The 17,010-nt window shown below is 71.9% G+C and carries 20 protein-coding genes and 1 pseudogene; 6 read left to right on the top strand and 15 right to left on the bottom strand.

The features are described 5' to 3' along the window. Positions 1–111 precede the first annotated feature (111 nt). On the top strand, positions 112–1,521 hold the full coding sequence (locus RV986_RS34035) for a Cys-Gln thioester bond-forming surface protein (RefSeq protein WP_475921041.1): 1,410 nt from the start codon (positions 112–114) through the stop codon (positions 1,519–1,521). Between the two features lie 180 nt (positions 1,522–1,701). On the opposite strand, the gene RV986_RS34030 is transcribed toward RV986_RS34035, so the two are convergent. From RV986_RS34030 to RV986_RS34015, 4 genes are all read right to left on the bottom strand, one after another. Next, positions 1,702–2,334, bottom strand: coding sequence for a sigma-70 family RNA polymerase sigma factor (locus RV986_RS34030; RefSeq protein ID WP_475921040.1), 633 nt, complete (start codon positions 2,332–2,334; stop codon positions 1,702–1,704). A gap of 140 nt (positions 2,335–2,474) precedes the next feature. Further along, positions 2,475–3,230, bottom strand: coding sequence for a hypothetical protein (locus RV986_RS34025; RefSeq protein ID WP_475921039.1), 756 nt, complete (start codon positions 3,228–3,230; stop codon positions 2,475–2,477). Between the two features lie 147 nt (positions 3,231–3,377). Continuing rightward, positions 3,378–4,139 (bottom strand): YcnI family protein, encoded by a 762-nt coding sequence (locus tag RV986_RS34020; RefSeq protein WP_475921038.1) that lies wholly within the window; start codon positions 4,137–4,139, stop codon positions 3,378–3,380. 30 nt (positions 4,140–4,169) lie between these two features. Further along, a complete protein-coding gene (locus tag RV986_RS34015) occupies positions 4,170–4,757 on the bottom strand; it encodes a hypothetical protein (RefSeq protein WP_475921037.1) in 588 nt (195 codons plus the stop codon). 140 nt (positions 4,758–4,897) lie between these two features. On the opposite strand from RV986_RS34015, the gene RV986_RS34010 reads away from it, so the two are divergent. Further along, complete coding sequence (locus RV986_RS34010; RefSeq protein WP_475921036.1) at positions 4,898–5,857, top strand: D-2-hydroxyacid dehydrogenase family protein; 960 nt, start codon at positions 4,898–4,900, stop codon at positions 5,855–5,857. Positions 5,858–5,881: 24 nt separating this feature from the next. On the opposite strand, the pseudogene RV986_RS34005 reads toward RV986_RS34010, so the two are convergent. Both RV986_RS34005 and RV986_RS34000 read right to left on the bottom strand, forming a co-directional pair. Next, positions 5,882–5,974 (bottom strand): annotated as a pseudogene (locus RV986_RS34005) (SCO2584 family spore wall biosynthesis protein); the annotation flags it as partial. A gap of 79 nt (positions 5,975–6,053) precedes the next feature. After that, positions 6,054–6,599: a DUF2087 domain-containing protein gene (locus tag RV986_RS34000; RefSeq protein ID WP_475921035.1), complete on the bottom strand. Its 546-nt coding sequence runs from the start codon at positions 6,597–6,599 to the stop codon at positions 6,054–6,056. A gap of 229 nt (positions 6,600–6,828) precedes the next feature. Here RV986_RS34000 and RV986_RS33995 point away from each other — a divergent pair, with 229 nt between their 5' ends. Beyond that, positions 6,829–7,113: a chaplin gene (locus RV986_RS33995; protein WP_475921034.1), complete on the top strand. Its 285-nt coding sequence runs from the start codon at positions 6,829–6,831 to the stop codon at positions 7,111–7,113. 155 nt (positions 7,114–7,268) lie between these two features. Here the strand turns inward: RV986_RS33995 and RV986_RS33990 are convergent, their stop codons facing one another. From RV986_RS33990 to RV986_RS33950, 9 genes are all read right to left on the bottom strand, one after another. Next, a complete protein-coding gene (locus tag RV986_RS33990) occupies positions 7,269–8,138 on the bottom strand; it encodes a tyrosinase family protein (protein ID WP_475921033.1) in 870 nt (289 codons plus the stop codon). Then, on the bottom strand, positions 8,119–8,568 hold the full coding sequence (locus tag RV986_RS33985) for a tyrosinase cofactor (RefSeq protein ID WP_475921032.1): 450 nt from the start codon (positions 8,566–8,568) through the stop codon (positions 8,119–8,121). Before RV986_RS33985 ends, RV986_RS33990 begins: the two co-directional genes overlap by 20 nt. Positions 8,569–8,718: 150 nt before the next feature. After that, on the bottom strand, positions 8,719–9,237 hold the full coding sequence (locus tag RV986_RS33980) for a hypothetical protein (RefSeq protein WP_475921031.1): 519 nt from the start codon (positions 9,235–9,237) through the stop codon (positions 8,719–8,721). A gap of 102 nt (positions 9,238–9,339) precedes the next feature. Continuing rightward, on the bottom strand, positions 9,340–9,924 hold the full coding sequence (locus tag RV986_RS33975; protein ID WP_475921030.1) for a vitamin K epoxide reductase family protein: 585 nt from the start codon (positions 9,922–9,924) through the stop codon (positions 9,340–9,342). Then, a complete protein-coding gene (locus tag RV986_RS33970; RefSeq protein WP_475921029.1) occupies positions 9,924–10,421 on the bottom strand; it encodes a DUF5949 family protein in 498 nt (165 codons plus the stop codon). Before RV986_RS33970 ends, RV986_RS33975 begins: the two co-directional genes overlap by 1 nt. 198 nt (positions 10,422–10,619) lie before the next feature. Beyond that, positions 10,620–10,859, bottom strand: coding sequence for a chaplin (locus tag RV986_RS33965; RefSeq protein ID WP_475921028.1), 240 nt, complete (start codon positions 10,857–10,859; stop codon positions 10,620–10,622). Between the two features lie 84 nt (positions 10,860–10,943). Beyond that, positions 10,944–11,246 carry a hypothetical protein gene (locus RV986_RS33960; RefSeq protein WP_475921027.1) on the bottom strand — a complete coding sequence of 101 codons (303 nt, stop codon included), beginning with the start codon at positions 11,244–11,246 and terminating at the stop codon, positions 10,944–10,946. Positions 11,247–11,582: 336 nt separating this feature from the next. After that, positions 11,583–12,350: a hypothetical protein gene (locus RV986_RS33955; protein ID WP_475921026.1), complete on the bottom strand. Its 768-nt coding sequence runs from the start codon at positions 12,348–12,350 to the stop codon at positions 11,583–11,585. Between the two features lie 229 nt (positions 12,351–12,579). Beyond that, positions 12,580–12,819: a chaplin gene (locus RV986_RS33950; RefSeq protein WP_475921025.1), complete on the bottom strand. Its 240-nt coding sequence runs from the start codon at positions 12,817–12,819 to the stop codon at positions 12,580–12,582. Positions 12,820–13,136: 317 nt separating this feature from the next. Here RV986_RS33950 and RV986_RS33945 point away from each other — a divergent pair, with 317 nt between their 5' ends. Genes RV986_RS33945 through RV986_RS33935 form a run of 3 tightly spaced genes read left to right on the top strand, consistent with a single transcriptional unit; the run spans position 13,137 to position 17,010 of the window. Continuing rightward, entirely contained in the window at positions 13,137–14,291 is a 1,155-nt protein-coding gene (locus tag RV986_RS33945; protein WP_475921024.1) for a DUF3344 domain-containing protein, read from the top strand. Positions 14,292–14,332: 41 nt separating this feature from the next. Next, positions 14,333–15,532, top strand: a complete 1,200-nt coding sequence (locus RV986_RS33940; RefSeq protein WP_475921023.1) for a glycosyltransferase — start codon at positions 14,333–14,335, stop codon at positions 15,530–15,532. After that, positions 15,529–17,010 (top strand): exopolysaccharide biosynthesis polyprenyl glycosylphosphotransferase, encoded by a 1,482-nt coding sequence (locus RV986_RS33935; RefSeq protein WP_475921022.1) that lies wholly within the window; start codon positions 15,529–15,531, stop codon positions 17,008–17,010. Before RV986_RS33940 ends, RV986_RS33935 begins: the two co-directional genes overlap by 4 nt.

Raw genomic sequence — 17,010 nt, 5'->3', positions numbered from 1 at the left:
GAAGCATGGCGCGCCGCTTCCTTAGGATGCCGGGCATAGCTCACGGGGCTTCTGATTCTGCTGGCGGGACCGTCCCCCCATGTCAACGGGTCCTGCTCGGAGGGGAATTCTGTGTTTTCTTCGTTCGCTGCGTGGTCCGCGCGCAGGCGAGGGGCGGCTCGCCTCGCCGCCGCGTCGTTGGTGTCGGGGCTGGTCGCCGTGGGGGCGATGGCCACCGCCGGTGTGGCCTCCGCCGACGAGGCCCCGCAGAGCCAGGGCGGGGCGACCGCGGCCATCGGTGGGCTGAAGACGTACGGGCCCGCGGTGATCCACGACACCGGCGGGGACCAGCAGGTGTCCGCCGGTCTGTTCGAGATGTCCGTCGACGGCGGCGGCATGCTGCAGACCTACTGCATCGACATCCACAACCCGACGCAGCGGGACGCCCAGTACCAGGAGACATCCTGGAGCGGCACCTCGTTGAACGGCAACAAGGACGCGGGCAAGATCCGCTGGATCCTGCAGCACTCCTACCCGCAGGTGAACAACCTGGCGGCGCTGGCCGAGCAGGCGGGGGCGCACGGCCTCACCGAGCAGGACGCGGCGGCCGGCACCCAGGTGGCCATCTGGCGGTACTCGGACGGCGCGGACGTGGACGCGGTGGACCCGCAGGCCGAGAAGCTGGCGGACTATCTGCAGAAGAACGCGCGGACCATGGCGGAGCCCAAGGCCTCGCTGACCCTCGACCCGCCCGCGGTCTCCGGTCACGCCGGCGAGAAGCTCGGCCCGATCACCGTGCACACCAACGCGGACAGTGTGACGGTGACGCCGCCGATGGACGCCGTCGCCGGCGGGGTGAAGGTCGTCGACGAGAACGGCAAGGCGATCACCTCGGCGGCGAACGGCAGTCGCCTCTACTTCGACGTGCCGCAGGACAGCACGGACGGCTCGGCGACGCTGACGGTGCAGGCGTCGACGACCGTGCCGGTCGGCCGGGCCTTCGCCTCGGAGACGCGCAGCCAGACACAGATCCTCGCGGGTTCCAGCGAGTCGACGGTCTCCGCGACGGCGACCGCGAACTGGGCCAAGGAGGGTGCGATACCCGCGCTGTCCGCCGAGAAGAACTGCGCCAAGGGCGGCGTGGACGTCACGGCGGCCAACCGGGGCGATGCGCCGTTCGCCTTCACGCTGATCGGGGCCGAGCACACCGTGGCGGCGGGCGAGTCCCTGACGGTGACGGTTCCACTGCAGGAGGACTCGGCGTACGACTTCACGCTCACGGGCGCGAACGGTTTCGAGAAGCAGTTCACCGGCATGCTCGACTGCAAGACACAGGGCAGCGCCAGCGACATCACGACCCAGACGGTCGGTGAGCCGAGCCCGGCGTTGACGAGCGGGACCTCCACCGGGGGCACCAACCTCGCCGAGACCGGCGGTTCCGGCGCGACCCCGATCATCGCGGGCACAGCTGTCGTCCTGCTCGTCGTCGGCGGCGCGGCGGTGTTCCTCGTCCGCAAGAAGCAGACACCGACGCAGAACTGAAGAAGGGCTGCTCAGCGCTGAACACCGCTGAGCAGCACCGCTCCTTGGCAACTCAACAGCGAGTGACCGCAAGAACGAGTGAGCTCGGCGCGGTGACTCCGTGAGCCGCGGCCCCGGCCCGCCCCCAGGCGTCCGGGGCCGCGCCCCTTTTCCGGCCGTCCCCCTTTCCGGCCGTCCCCGTCAGGCCATCGCGTCGGCCAGCCCGCGCTGCTCGGCCGCCGCGGTGTGCCGCTCGGCCGGCCCACAGCGCTCGGCATCGGACAGCGAGGCGATCAGTGCGGTACGGGCACGGGCCACGCGTGAGCGAACCGTGCCCACGGGGCAGTCGCTGACCACGGCGGCCTCCGCGTACGGCAGTCCCAGGAGCTGGGTCAGTACGAAGGCCTCGCGGCGCTCCTCGGGCAGTGCGGCCAGCAGTTCGTCGAGAGCGATGCCGTCGTCGAAGCCCGGCAGGCCGCGCGGCTGGGCACGTTCGGCGGCGAGCTGCCAGTCGTCGGAGTCGGCCAGGCGGGGCCGGGTGGCCGCGTTGCGGAAACTGTCGATCACGGCCCGGCGCGCGATGGCCAGCAGCCAACTGCGGGCCGAGGAGCGGCCCTCGAAGCGGTGCAGGCTGCCCAGGGCGCGCAGGAAGGTGTCCTGGGCCAGGTCGTCGGCGGCCTGCGGGTCCGCGCCGAGATAGGTGACATAGCGGCGTACATCACGGTGGAGGGCGCGGACGAAACGGTCGACGGCATCGGGATCGCCGCCACGGGCGGCCAGCGCCCAGGCCGTCAGCGATGCGTCACGTGAGGTGGGCAGGGCAGGAGTGGTCACCTGGTGTCCTTCTCGGGTGGTCCGGGATCCGGACCCGGCGCGCGAGAGCGGCCAGAGGGTCCGGTGAGGGAAACGGCCGCACGAGGACGTACGGCCGGGGCCCGGGACGCACAGGGGCCGCCCCGGGGAACCGGCTGTCTTCAGACGACAGCGGTCCCGGCGGGCGGACCCCGAGAAGTGATCGCGTGGACGAGAAGGAGCCCGCGAGGTACGCGGGCGGAACGGTCGCGGCGAAGCCGGAGGCGTGGGCGGCCCACCGGTACGGGCAGCGCGAGCGGCAGCCGCAGCGGCGCGGCCAGCCAGCCGGCGACGGCGCGCAGGACACGGAAGACGGCGCGCTCTCCGTGTGCGAGCCAGAGGCCGCAGAGCAGGGCGGCCAGCAGGTGGGCGGCAAGCATGCCGAGCGAGGACGAGGTGCCGCCCGCCGCGTGCCCCAGGTGATCCATCGCGCCCATGTCCATGGCATCCATGTGCGCCGAACCCAGGGACATGGACCCCATGGACGTGGAGCCCACGGACGTGGAGCCCACGGACGTGGAGTTCATGGGCATGGAGCCCACGGACGTGGAGTTCATGGGCATGGAGTGCATGTCATGGCCGGTGAAGACCGAGACCGCCGCGCCCCACACCCCCAAGGACCCCGACGACTGCGCGAGCGAGAACACCGAGTGGAGCACCGCCTGCGCGGCGACAACGGCGGACACGATCAGGGGAAGTCCGCGCTCCCGGCCGGCCAGACACCAGCCCGCGGCGCCGATCGCCGCACCCGAGGCACCCAGGGCCCACCAGGGCACCGCGCCGCCGGACATCATCACGTGTCCCAGGGCGGCGAGCAGCACACAGACGACCGCGAACACCGCGGCCCGTACCGTGCGAGAACACCACCCAGCTGTCATGGCGGGCTCATCCTCGCATCCAGGTGCCGACGGTCACGGGTGGGTACGGAAAATTCTCACGCGCCACTCATCGTGGGGCTCGACTCCGGTCAAGGTCGAGCAGCGGCAGGTGATGCCCCCTCGCCCCAGGACGAGGGGGCATCGGCGCTACGACGAGGGGGTGTTGCGGCCGCGCACGAGGGCGAAGGCGGCCGCGGCCAGGCCGAGGACGCCCACGACCAGCCCGGCGATGCCCAGGCCACGGGCCGTGGAGTCACTGCTCGACGCCGAGCTCTTGGCCGCGGCGGCCGGGGTCGAGTCCGAGGACGCGGTGGTGTCGGAGCCGGACGACGAGCCCGTGGCCTCGTCGGAACCGGTCTCCGCGGACTGGGCGGTGAGGGTGAGGACCGGCGCCGGGTTCTCCGGCTCCTCCGCGCCCTTCTGTGCCGCCTCGATCCAGCGGGCGACATTGCCGTCCGAGTAGGTCTGCAAGGTCTTGAAGCTCAACTGGTCGGTGTCGTCGGGCAGCTGGCCGAAGGCGACATCGAAGTCCTGGTACTGGCCGTGCCGGATCCGGCCGCCGGTCCAGGTGATCTCCGAGACGGCCTCGGTGATGGTGCCGTCGTCGGTCTTGACGGGGGTCTTGAGCTTCGTGGTCGTCACCTGCGCCGTCCAGCCCTCCTGGGGGGTGACGAGCACGCCGAGGACCGGGTGGTCCGTCGGCAGGAAGACCTGCACCTTGGTGGTGCTGGCGGTGTCCTCCTCGTTGGGGACGCGGAAGGTCAGGAGGCCGTCCGTGGCTCCCTTGGCGTAGCTCTCGGGGTGGACCGTCACATGCGCGAAGGCGGCACCCGCGGCGGCCAGGACCCCGGCCGTGGTGAGGGCGGCGACGACGCCGACGCGGCGCAGGGTGGTGCGAATCGGGGACATCAGGGGAACTCCGTACTGGTGTGAATGCGGTCAGGGCGTGTACGAGAGCCCGGCCGGTGGTCCACGACGGGAGACGGCGTGCCGCAGCAGCAGCTGCCGAAGCGGCGGGGGCGCGGCGGCGTTCCGGCAGACGAGGTCCGGCCGGGCCGGCGCGGCGAACGCCCCGGCGGACACCCGCCACCAGGCGGCGAGCCCCGGTACGAGCGCCGCGGCCCGTCGCAGCAGGGACCAGAAGGCGGCCTCGCCGCGCCGCAGCCACCAGGTCGCGAGGACGGCGGCGGTCACGTGGGCGGCCGTGGCGTGCGGAGTCATGGCGTGCGTGTGCGGGTTCGCCATCTGGGCGCCGTGCATGTTCATCGCCATCCGCGGACCGGCCGCCTCGAACGCGAGGTGCAGTCCGGCCTGGGCGGTCAGCATTCCGCCGCCGATCCCGACGAGTGAGCGTTCGCAGCCGCCCAGCAGACAGCCGACCGCGAAGACGACAAGGAATCCGGCGCCGTCCGCCCACAGCGGCGGCGCCTGCCCCGTCGCGAGCGCGTGTCCCCCGGCGGCCAGCAGCACGCACAGCACGGCGAACACCGCCGCGCGCAGGCTCCGTACCTCTGGGGACGCACTCATGGGAGCCCAGATACTGCCACGCGGGGCGAATGGCCGTCGCGGCTTCCGGAACAGCCGCCTCCCCCCAGGGCGCCGGAGACCCGAAAAACGCCGCTCGGGTAGGGTCCGATCGAACCTGGGCGGGACGGGAGGAACCTGACGTGCCACTTCGCTGTGCGGTGCTCGACGACTACCAGGGCGTCGCGACCGCGACCGCCGACTGGTCGCCGGTCGCGGACGACGTGGAGGTCGTGAGTTTCCGGGAGCACTTCGGCGAGGAGGACGCGCTCGCCGCCGTACTCGCGGACTTCGACATCGTCGTCACCCTGCGCGAGCGGGTGTCCTTCCCCGCCTCCCTGCTGGCCCGGCTGCCCCGTCTGAAGCTGCTGATCGCCTCCGGAATGCGCAACACGGTGATCGACTACGCGGCCGCCGAGGCGCACGGCGTGACCGTGTGCGGCACCCCGAGTTCCTCGACGCCACCGGTCGAGCTGACGTGGGCGCTGCTGCTGGGCCTCGCGCGGGGCCTCGTCACGGAGAACGACGCCCTGCGGTCGGGCGGCCCCTGGCAGAGCACCGTCGGAGCCGATCTGTACGGCCGCCGGCTCGGCCTGCTGGGGCTGGGGAAGATCGGCGGCCGGGTGGCGCGGGTGGGCCTCGCGTTCGGGATGCGGGTCGGCGCGTGGAGCCAAAATCTCACCGAGGAGCGTGCCGAGGAGGTCGGGGTGGAACGGGTCGCCTCCAAGGAGGAGTTGCTCGCGAGCAGCGACTTCGTCTCCGTGCACCTCGCGCTGGGCGAGCGCACCCGTGGCCTGGTCGGCGCCGACGAGCTGGCCCTCCTGAAGCCGACCGCCTGTCTCGTCAACACCTCACGCGCGGCGATCGTCGACCAGGACGCGCTGCTCGCCGCCCTGCGCGAGGGCCGGATCGCCGGAGCGGGCGTCGACGTGTTCGACATCGAGCCGCTGCCCGCCGACCACCCGATGCGCTCGGCCCCGCGCCTGCTCGCCACCCCGCATCTCGGCTATGTGTCGCGGGCCAACTACGAGGCGTACTACGGCGGGGCTGTCGAGGACATCCGGGCCTTCCTCGCGGGCAGCCCCGTACGCCGCCTCGGCTGACCCACACGGTCAGGGGAGCGCAGGCCCCCGGTAGACCGCCGTGGTGGCAAGGGCGACCCTGCCGATGCCCATCACCCGAGCGAGTACCCGGGCGACGGGGCGGTGCCGGCGGGCCTGCTCCGCAGCCAGCCCGGACCGCGACCGCCGGTGACTCGGACCGCGACCGCCGGTGGCTCAAGCCTCGACCGCCGGTGGATCAGGCCTCGGCGGGGCGCCAGTAGACGCCGTACTGCCGGTGCAGATGATGCAGGTCCACCAGATGCCGCCGCAGCGTCACATGGTCGACCGGCGCGTCCTCGCACCAGGCGCGCAGCTTCTCGTTGACGGTCCGCTCGGGGTACTCGACGCCCGGCTCGAAGGCCCGCTCGGCGATGTGCCGGAGGACGAGCAGCTTGCGCTGCCACTGGGCGGGCAGCCGGACCAGGCGCCCGTCGCGCACGAAGGTCCGCAGGACGGTCTCGGTCTGCTCGTCGCCGGAGCCGGAGCCGTGGTGCTCCGCGCGGGGTGCCCGCGCGGAGCGCGCGAGCTGCCGGAAGTGGCCGTAGTCGACGGCCAGTCCACCGTCGCCGTCCGTGATCACGTCCTGGTCCAGGAGGCGGCGCAGCGCCGTGGTGGTGTCCTTCAGGGACAGTCCCGCCCGCTCCATGACCTTCGCGGGGGTGTCCGCGCCGAGGGCCACCGCGGCGAAGGCGCGGACCCGGGTCTCCTCGGCGAACAGGCCGATCGGTTGGTCGGTTGCCATGTCCGGCAGGCTAGTTGAGGGGGCACCGCGAGCCGTAGTGATTTTCCGCCCGCGGCCTCGGGCGGACGCCCTTCGCCTTCGCGAGGCGCGGGGACCGCACCCGTGCCGAAAGGCCTGTTCGGAAAGGGTGATCCCCCGGTGAACGCCGTGACCAGCGGTGGACGGGCGCGTTGAAGGTGAGTGCGGCGGCGACCCAGCAGCCGCACTCACCGAGTCAAAGGAGAACGTGATGTCTCGCATCGCGAAGGCAGCCTGTGTCGCTCTCGGCACGGGCGCCGTGGTGCTCAGTGGAGCCGGCCTGGCCATGGCGGACGCGGACGCCCAGGGCGCGGCGGTCGGCTCACCCGGCGTCCTTTCGGGCAACCTCATCCAGGCCCCGATCAACGTGCCGGTGCACCTGTGCGGGAACACGGTCGACATCGTCGGCCTGCTGAACCCGACCTTCGGCACCACCTGCATCTACAACGGCGACCACGACAAGGGCCACCACGGCCCGGACGGCTACGGCAAGTGACACACCCTCAGCGGACGTAGGACGTCAGCAGGGCGAAAGGCCCCCGGCAGTGACCACTGCCGGGGGCCTCGCCGTGCCCTGCGCGTGCCGTGCGTGCCGAGCCCGTGCCCTGCGCGTGCCGTACACATGCCGGCCCGTGCCGTACGAATGCCGCGCTACGCGTACCGGTACGTCTTGCTGTGATCCTCCAGCTCGTCCGGTGTCACGCCCCAGGGCGGCATCCTCTCGTGCCGTGCGACGATCCGCCCGCGCTCCGAGTCGCCGGGGCCAGGCGGCCGAGCCGGCAGATAGCGGGCGCCGCGGTGCCGCTGCTGCCAGCGGGACCACTGGAGGTCCACGAAGGCGTGGTGCAGCCAGAAGACGGGGTCGTTGACGGAGGCGCCGCCGAGCATGACGCCGCCGACCCAGCGGTGGACACGGTTGTGGTTGCGCCAGGCCACGCTGCCGGACCCGCTCCCCCACCCTTCGAGCCTGTTGCGGAACCCCGAGGCGGACGTGGAGTTCCAGGGGGCCGTGTCGTAGACGGGGTCCGCGAGCGCCGAGTCCAGCTCATGCCGCGTGGGCAGCTCGATCGGGTCCTGCGGGCGGCCGAACTCGCGGGTGAGGTAGTCGCCGTCGGTCACCCCCTCCTTGATCGTCCACTTCCCGTGCGCGTAGGCGAAGGGCCCGGTCATGACCTGGCGGTCGAAGCGCCGCCCGTTGCCGCCGAGCAGGTCCTCGCTCCAGGGCGCCGAGGACGGTGTCCGGTCCCGCGTCCAGTCCCAGTACGGCACGCTCACCCTGGAGTCCACGCGGCGCAGCGCGCCTTCCAGTTCCAGCAGGAACTTCCGGTGCCAGGGCAGGAAGGAAGGCGCCATGTGGGCCGCGCGCAGGCCGTTGTCGCCGTCCGCGACGTAGTAGTCGATGTGCGTCCGTACGAACTCGTCGTACTCTCCCCTGCGTTTGACCTCCAGCAGCGCGGCGACGAAGCGGCGCCGCTCCGCGCGCGTCAGCGTGCTGACGTCCTTACGCGTGTACACCGCCATGGTGGCCGCTCCCCTCCGCGTCCATGCCGCGCAGCTGCTCCGAGGGGCCCAGTTCGTCGACGGCCGCGCGCGCGGCGGCCAGCGGGGTCGGATACGACCGGTAGTGGTCCACCATGCTCAGATAGGTGCCGTCCGCACGGCGCATCAGGTGCAGCGGCCGACCGTCCACGGTGACCTGCCACTCCCCGCCGTCGGAAGCGGCGCGGCCGCCCTCGCCGGTGTTGCCGGTCCTCGCACCGAGAATGCGGCGACCGCGGTACGTCTCGTCGAACGAGAAGTCCCCGGAGTGGGGCGGCCGCGGGGGCCACGAGGCCGCGAGGACGGGGGCCAGCGCCACGGCGGCGACCGACGCGAGCAGGCCGTGCATCGCACCCCGCCGAGTCACCGAAACGCTGCCCGACACACTGCTCGACACTCTGCTGACGGACATGTTCTCTCCTCGGCGGATTCGGTGGTCCGGTAGTTCGGTGGTTCGGTGGTTCGGTGGTTCGGTGGTTCGGTGGTTCGGTGGTGCGGGCGGCGGGCCCGGGACCAGGACCGGACGCCCCGGCCCGCCGACGGACGCCCGGGGTCCTGGGCCCTAAGCCTCCGCTCCCGTGCCCACGTTCGCCCCGGGAACCGTCTTCAGCAGCGGTCCGAGAACGGCGGCCTGAGGGAGCTTCAGGCCCGGCAGGCCGAAACGGTCGGGGTTCGGCGCGGTGAGCGGGGTGTCCAGGGACAGCCCGGGGGTGAGCGCGGACAGATCGGCGGCGGGCGCCTCGGCCCCGAGGTGGTCGAAGCCGTGCCCGAGGAGGTGCGGAAGGGACGTGCGCAGGTCCGCCCCGGGCAGTCCGGCGCCGACCGGCAGTTGTGGCACGGCCCGGTCCGGGAGCAGTCGGCCCTCGACGTACCGCGGTCCCTCGGGTCCACCCGGCATGGGTACCGGCAGCTCCCCCGAGAGCTTGGGCGTCCGCAGGTTGAGGGCCCGCTCCACACCGTCCAGAGGCACGGGGACGGGGACCGTTGCGGCCGCGACGGCCGGGGTCGCCGCCGCGGCACCCATCGCTGCCGCGACGCCGGTGACGACGGCGGCAAGAGTTCGTCGAGTGGTCGGCTTCATCTCAGGTACGGTCCCTTTCAGGATGCGGGGGGCTCTGCGTGCGTACCGGGTAACGATCCTGAGAACGCCCTCAGTTCAAGATTCCCCCGACGGGCTCATTAGTCAGCTCGTCCAGAAATCCCACCAGCGGGTCAGGATCAGCATGCCGATGATCCCGATGTGCAGCAGTGGCAGCACCCAGGTGAATTCCCCGAAGAACCCCTTCAGCCAGCCGGGTGCGGGCAGGAACTTGTTTCGTACGTTGAATGACGTCACGTACCAGAACATGATGATCGTCGCGACCCAGGCCAGCGAGCACCACAGGCACAGCGCGTTGATGCGGTACAGCGACTGGAACTGCAGCCAGGTGCAGAATCCGACACCGAAGAGGGTGCCGGCGTTGAAGATCAGCCAGTACCAGCCCGGGAAGACGGCTCCCGCGAGCAGACTCACGCCGACGCAGATCACGATGCCGTACGCGACGAGGCCCAGCATCGGGTTGGGGAACCCGAAGGCCGAGGCCTGCTCGCTCTTCATGATGTTGCCGCAGGAGACGACCGGGTTCAGGCTGCACCCGGGCACGAAGTCGGGGTTCTCCAGCAGCTTGAACTTGTCGATCGTGATGACCCACGCCGCGAGCAGACCGGCCGCCCCGGTGATCACCAGCAGCAGTGCGAGCGCGCGGCTGCCCCCCGCGGTCCGTGGCATCAGCCGCGCAGCCTGCGCGCGGGCAGGAGCACGTGCGCCGCGCTGAGCAGGGTCTCCTCGTCCCCCGCGAAGGCGGCCAGGTTCTCCGGCGCGACGGGCTTGCCGGGCTCGGCCCCGGGCCAGGCGCGGGTGGCGAACAGGAAGTAGGCGTAGCCACGTTCACCGACCGCCGCGAGCCACTCCGGCGGCACGACGCACTGGGCGTTGAGGTACGGCATGGTGACGACCGCCTGGCCCGCCTCGACGAGGAGCGTGAGCGGCAGGCTCGGCTGCCGGGCACCGTCGAGAAGCGAGTCGCCGACGGGCAGACCGTTGTTCCGCAGCAGGTCCTCGACGGCGACCCTGGAGGCCTCCGGGCCACCCGCACCGTCACCCAGGGAGTAGGCGAGGAGATACGGCATGTCGCCGTCGGGCGCTTCACCGCTGAAGGCCATGACGGCGAGCGTGCCGAGATCGGCGGCCCGGAAAGGGCGCGTTTGGCTTGAGGTTGAGGTCACCGCGGAACCTTATCGACGCACCCGAATGGGCCCGGCCGATTCCTCACCCGAACGGGCGACAACCGGGCGGGCGACCACACGAATGAGGGACCCTCTCGAACAACGCGAAGGGCCGATTCCGCGGGGTACGGAATCGGCCCTTTCAGTCCACGTACGACGTCATTGGGGACCTGCGACGTCAATCGAAGACGTACGACATCACTTGTTGAGGCAGACGTTCCCGAACGCCGGGTTCAGCGCGCCGGCGACGTTGATGCCGAGGCCGCAGGCGTTCACCGGAATGTTCACGGGAACCTGAATGGCGTTGCCGGAGGCGACACCGGGGGACTTGACCGCCGCGCCCTCGGCATCGGCGTCGGCGACGGCGCTGCCCGTGGCGGCACCCGCGGCCATTCCGGCGGCGGCGAAAATCAGAGCGACTTTCTTGACAGTGTTCATCGTCCGTCCTTTCCTTGGTTATTTGTTTCAGCCTAGGGACGAGTCAGCGGGCCTTTCAGAAAGACACGCGACAAAACGAACGGATTACTTCTGAAGGGGAAGTCCGCCGAGGAGCTGCGCGGGGCCGCCCGCCGAGTTGAGCGCCTTCGTCGCGCCGCTCACGGTGTTGAGCACCGAGCTCTTGTTCTCGGTGTCGAGCGCGTTCGACTGGTGCCGCAGGGGCTGCACGTCCTCCAGGCTGAGCGAGCGCTGGCTGGTGATGGTCTCCAGGGCGCCGTTGAGGCTGGTGGGCGTGAGGTCGGAGGCCTCGGCGGCAAAGGCGGGCGCGGCGGCACCAGCGATGACCATGGACCCGGCAACGACAGCGGCGGCCTTCAGGGACTTCATCGTGTTCCTTTCTTCGGCGACCCATGCCGCCGGAGGGAATTTTCGCTTTGCCCTGACTAACGAGCCCCGGACGCGACGGAAACCCTGTGCACGGAAAATTCCCACACCCCGACCGAGCACCCCGACCAAGCCCCCCGCCTCAGGACTCCGCCAAAGCACTCCACCTGAATGAACGGCGTGTCGCATTCTCATATAAGACAGCCGTCGTGCCGGCCGAAAAGGGCCGGCACGACGGCGGGGTGGCGACTGCTTCGCCTCAGGCACCGCTCCCCGCGCTCAGGAGGGCAGCAGACCGGTCGTCGGAAGTCAGGTCGCCGGAAGTCAGGTCGCCGGAAGTCAGGTCGTCGGCAGCGCAGGCAGCGCGGTGGTGGGCAGGCTCGGCAGGGCCGGCAGACCCGGCAGGTTCGGTACGGGCAGTCCGCCGCCGAGCACCGTGGCGACGACGAAGTTGACGAGGCCCGTCAGCACGGCGGTGGCCGCGGGCACCACCTTGGTGACATCGCCGGAGGTGACCGCCGCGACCAGCGTGTCGACCGCCTTCTGCAGGGCGACGAGCGCGTCGCCCGCGAGGTCCTTGGCCGCGGCGGAGCGCGGGCTCTTGGCACGCGACGCCTTGTTGTCCCGCTCCTCGGTACCTTCGCCGCTGTCGCCGCTCTCCCGCTCGCCGTCCTTCGTCAGCGAGGGAAGCGTGGGAAGCGTGGGCACGGCGGGCAGCGTGGGCACGGCAGGCACCGCCGGAAGAGTCGGCGTCGCGGGGAGCTCCGGTGTGGCCGGCGGAGTCACCGGCAGCGACGCGGTGACCTCGGCGATCGCGTCCTTCACAGCCTGGCTGAGCTTCGCCGCCTCGTCGGCGGAGAGCTGGCCGTTGCCCGCCTTGAGCGCGGCGTTGAGCAGGTCGACGACCGGCCCGAGGCCGCCACCGATCTTGGCGAGCGACGCCACCTGCGCCAGGAGCGCGTCCGCGCCGGGGACGGGTGCCGCCGCATGGGTGCGGCCACGCGCCGAGTCGCTGTCGGCCGCCATCGCGACCGGCACGGATATCCCGAGCAGGAGCGAGGCACAGAGTACGGAGGACGCGAGGCGCCGTGCGGGCAGAGCACGCATGGATGTCCCCTTCGATGGTGCGTCGGATCTTGTGCCCACCATGGAAGTGGCCGTCGCCGCCTGCAACCGATCGAATGCCCCGCGTAGCGACCCGGCACCCCCGCCATCGCCGTCGTCGCTGGTGAGGGCCCCTGCCGGGGCACCGGCCCCGCTTCCCTCCATTCGGGGCAACGCGGACCGGCCGCCCTCCCGTCGGGGAGGGCGGCCGGCCGAAGCGTCCGTGCCGACGTCAGTCGTTGACGCAGGTGTTGCCGAACCCGGGGTTCAGCAGACCGATGATGTCCACGGTGTTCCCGCAGACGTTGACCGGAATGTGGATCGGAGCATGCAGGACGTTGCCCGACAGGACGCCCGGGGAGTGGGCGGCCACGCCGTGCGCGTCGCTGTCGGCGGCGGCGATGCCGGCGGTGCCCGCCACGGCGGCGGCAGCAACGGAGGTCAGGGCCAGGCCCTTCGCGATACGCGACATGGAAGAAGTGCTCCTTGAAATCGTCACAACATCCGAGCGGGATGCCCGGTGCTGGAATCAACGCGCGGCACACTCGCGGGTTGTGCCTCCAAAGGAGTGATCTCCCAAGTCCCGGACTTCACCATTCCGACACACTTGTCAGGTTTCACTGATAAATACGGATAGCGGCTAGAGTCGGGCATCTCCCGAGGCTCCTTGCACACACGTCGGAAACCGCCACCGGAATCGGACGGGGAGTCACGCACGTCCATGTGATCCGCAGATTTCCGTCCGTCCGCTGGTCCAGAACCTTTTCCCCCGAAAGGGCAACTCCGGTCATGCGCAATTCCCCGGGTCTTCTGCTGCGCCGTGCCATGGTGGGCTGCTCTGCCCTCGTCACGCTCTGGGCTCCGGGCGGCCCCGCGACGGCCGCACCACCCGCACCACCCGCACCGCCCGCACCGGAGGCGGAGAGCCTCGCGTTCGCCCAGCGGTACCGGGCCCTGCAGCACGGTGGAATCGTCCGGGCGGCGAACGCGTCGATCAGCTGCCGGGAGCCCCTGCCCACCGGCGCCCGCAACGCGACCGCCACCGCCGCGCCCTCGCGCGCGGCGGCTCCCTCGTGTCCTGCCGCACGCGAGGGCGGGACGGCCGCGAACAACGACTTCGACATGTTCTACATCGACGTCGACAACGACCCCAACACCTACAACTCCAGCCGTGCGGAGGTCCGTCTGCCGCGTGACGCGCGCGTCACGTACGCGCGCCTGTACTGGGGCGGCAACCTCCGTGTCGGCGAGCAGAAGCCGCCGAAGGACAACGGGCGGGTGCTGATCGCCGAGCCCGGCGGTGCCTACAAGGCCGTGCTCGCGGACACCGTCGTGGGGCACCGGGTGGCGCCCGGGGCCGACGCCTTCCAGGCCTCGGCCGACGTCACGAAGCTGGTGCGGTCCAGCGGTTCGGGGCTGTACACGGTGGCGCAGGTCAATGTGGCGATGGGCCGCTCCGCCGCCGGAGCCTGGGGCGGCTGGACGCTGGTGGTGGCGTACGAGAAGGCGGCGGAGCCGCTGCGGCACCTGGTCCTGTGGGACGGCTTCGACGCACTCGGCGCCTCCGCGGACCGGCCGGTGCAGCTGGACCGCCTGAAGTTCCCGCGGGAGGCGGGCGGGCGCGTGGGCCTGGTCGCGTACAACGGCGACCGCGGCAGCGGGGGCGACTCGCTGACCGTGTCAACCGACGGCGGCGAACCGATCGCGCTGGGCGACAAGGCCAACCCCCGGAACGATGTGCTGAATTCGACGATCAGCGAGCCGGAAGGCACCGCGATCGAACGCGTGCCCGCGTACTCGAACACGCTTGGCTACGACTCCGATGTTCTCGACCTCCGCAGGGAAATCGGGCGCGGGGGTGACCAGTTGGCCTTCCGGCTCGTTTCGCAGCGGGACGCGGCCTGGGTCGGAGCGCTGTTCGCCGCCGTCGACGCGCAGCAGTGACGCGTGCCCGTGAGCGCCGCCCGTTAGCGAGGAACCCGCGCATGCACCTGCCATCGACCGCCCCTCCGCCACGGGTCCTGCACCTCACCCAGCCGGTCGACGGCGGTGTCGCCCGTGTGCTCACCGACCTGGTGAAAGCGCAGCTCGGCGCCGGTACGCACGTCACCGTGGCCTGCCCTCGGGGCAGCGCCCTCGCGCATACGCTGCGGGCGCTCGGCACCGACGTACGGCACTGGACGGCGACGCGTGCGCCGGGGCCGCGGCTGGCTCAGGAGGTACGGCGGCTGGCCCGGGTCGTCGCCGAGGCTCGGCCCGACGTGGTGCACGCGCACAGCGCCAAGGCGGGGCTCGCCGGGCGGCTCGCCGTACGCGGCCGGGTGCCCACCGTCTTCCAGCCGCACGCCTGGTCCTTCGAGGCTGTGGACGGGCTCACCGCGGGTCTCGCGCTGAAGTGGGAGCGGTGGGGGGCGCGTTGGGCTTCCCGGGTGGTGTGTGTGAGTGAAGCCGAGCGCACCACCGGCGTGCGCGCCGGTATCAGGGCCCGCTGGACCGTGATCCCCAACGGAGTCGACACCGAGCACTTCCACCCCGCGGCCGTGGAGACCGTACGGGCCGGGCTGCCCCTGCTCGCCGGGGCCGGTGTCGATCCGGCCGCCCCGCTGGTCGTCTGCGTCGGGCGGCTGTGCCGGCAGAAGGGCCAGGACGTGCTGCTGGAGGCGTGGACCACGGTGGTCCGGCGGGTGCCCGGCGCGCGGCTCGTGCTCGTCGGAGACGGGCCGGACGCCACGCGCCTGCGGGCGGCGGCACCCGACGGCGTGCTCTTCGCGGGGCCCGCCGACGACGCCCTGCCCTGGTACCAGGCCGCCGATCTGGTGGTGCTGCCGTCCCGCTGGGAGGGCATGGCGCTGGCTCCGCTGGAGGCCATGGCCTGCGGGCGTCCGGTCGTGCTGACGGACGTCGACGGAGCCCGCGAGAGCCTGCCGCCGGGCCTCGACACCCGCTGTCTGGTGCCCGCGCGGGCACCGGACCCGATGGCCCGGGCCATCGGCGACCTGCTGTCCGACCCGCCGCTGCGCGAGTCGCTCGGCCACCAGGGGCGCCGCCACGTACTGACCACGCACGACGTGCGGCGCGCGACCGACGCGGTCGCGGAGGTGTACCGCGAGCTGCTCGCTCCGGAGCCCCGCGGGCACGCCGCGTGCGGGGAACCCACTGAGTGCAGGGAGTCCAGCCACACGTGACTGCGGAAAGCACCGTTCCCTCCCCCGGCGGACAGCCCCGGGAGTACGGATTCTCGCCCGTCTCGGTCATTCCTCCGCGCGAGGCCACCGGGGGCTTCAGATTCCCGGCCGGACAACGGCCGCCCGCCCTGCGACGCTCCGCACGGCGCTTCGTTCCGCGTGTCGTGCCGCTGTCGCTGCTCGCCGCGGACGGCGGTGCCGCGCTGTTCGCCGGTCCGGCGCTCGACGAGGTCCGGTGGCATCCGCCGCTGGTCGCCGCGCTGCTGCTCGGCGTCCTCGCGCTGAACGCGCACGCGGCGCTGTACCGCCCCGCGCCGGTGCCCGCCGTCCTGGACGAACTGCCCGCCGTCTGCGCGCGGGTCGCGGTGACATGGTGTGCGCTGGCGGCCCTGGTGGCGGCCCTCGCCCCGGCCGCCGCGCTGTCGGCGCGGACGCTGGCGGTGGGCTGCGCGCTGCAGTCGACGGTGAGCTGCGCGGGCCGCGCCGCCGTGTACTGGCGGCTGCGCAGGGCCCTGGTCCTGCGTCCGAGCACCGCCCTGGTGATCGGTCCCGCGGCGAGTGCCCAGCGGGTGGCCGCGGCCTTCCTGCGCCATCCCGGGTGCGGGCTGCGGCCGGTGGGCGTCGTCGCCGACCAGCCGGCGGGGACCGACGGGCTGCCGGTGCTCACCACCGACGAGGAAGTGCAGCGGGCCCTCATCCAGAACAGCGTGCGGGCCGTGCTCGTCGTGGAGCCGCACGGCAAGCACGGCCCGCTGCTGCGGACGCTGGCCGAGGCGGGCTGTGTGCTGTGGCAGGTCGAGGCGGACTCGGCGTGGCACCCGGCCGACGCGCCGTCGCACGCGACCGGGAGCAGTCGGCTCGCCGGTTTCTCCTGCCGCCGGATCGGTGTCCCCGAGCGCCACGGGAACCTCGGCAAACGACTCCTCGACCTCGCCGTCTCGGGCACCCTGCTCCTGCTGGTCAGCCCCTTGCTCGCGGTGTGCGCGGTGGCGCTGCGGCTGAGCGACGGGCCCGGCGTGGTGTTCCGGCAGGAGCGCATCGGCAAGGACGGACAGCCCTTCACCCTGCTGAAGTTCCGCACCCACCGCCCGGTCGACGCGCACGAGGCCGCGACCCGCTGGAGCGTCGCGGGCGAGCAGGAGATGAGCCGCTTCTGCCACTTCCTGCGGCGCACCTCGCTCGACGAGCTGCTCCAGCTCTGGAACGTCTTCTGGGGCGACATGAGCCTGGTCGGCCCGCGCCCCGAACGGCCTTACTTCGTCGGCAAGTTCAGCCAGACGTATCCCGGCTACGCGGCCCGCCACCGGATGCGGACCGGCATCACGGGCCTGGCCCAGATCCACGGGCTGCGCGGCGACACCTCCATCGAGGACCGCTGCCGGTTCGACAACGCGTACATCGACGACTGGTCGCTGTGGCAGGACGTGTGCATCCTGCTGCGTACGGCCGCCGCGCTCGTCCGTCCGACGGGGAGCTGA

This window comes from Streptomyces sp. RLA012 (assembly GCF_056270325.1).
This window is presented reverse-complemented; position numbering and strand designations above follow the sequence as displayed.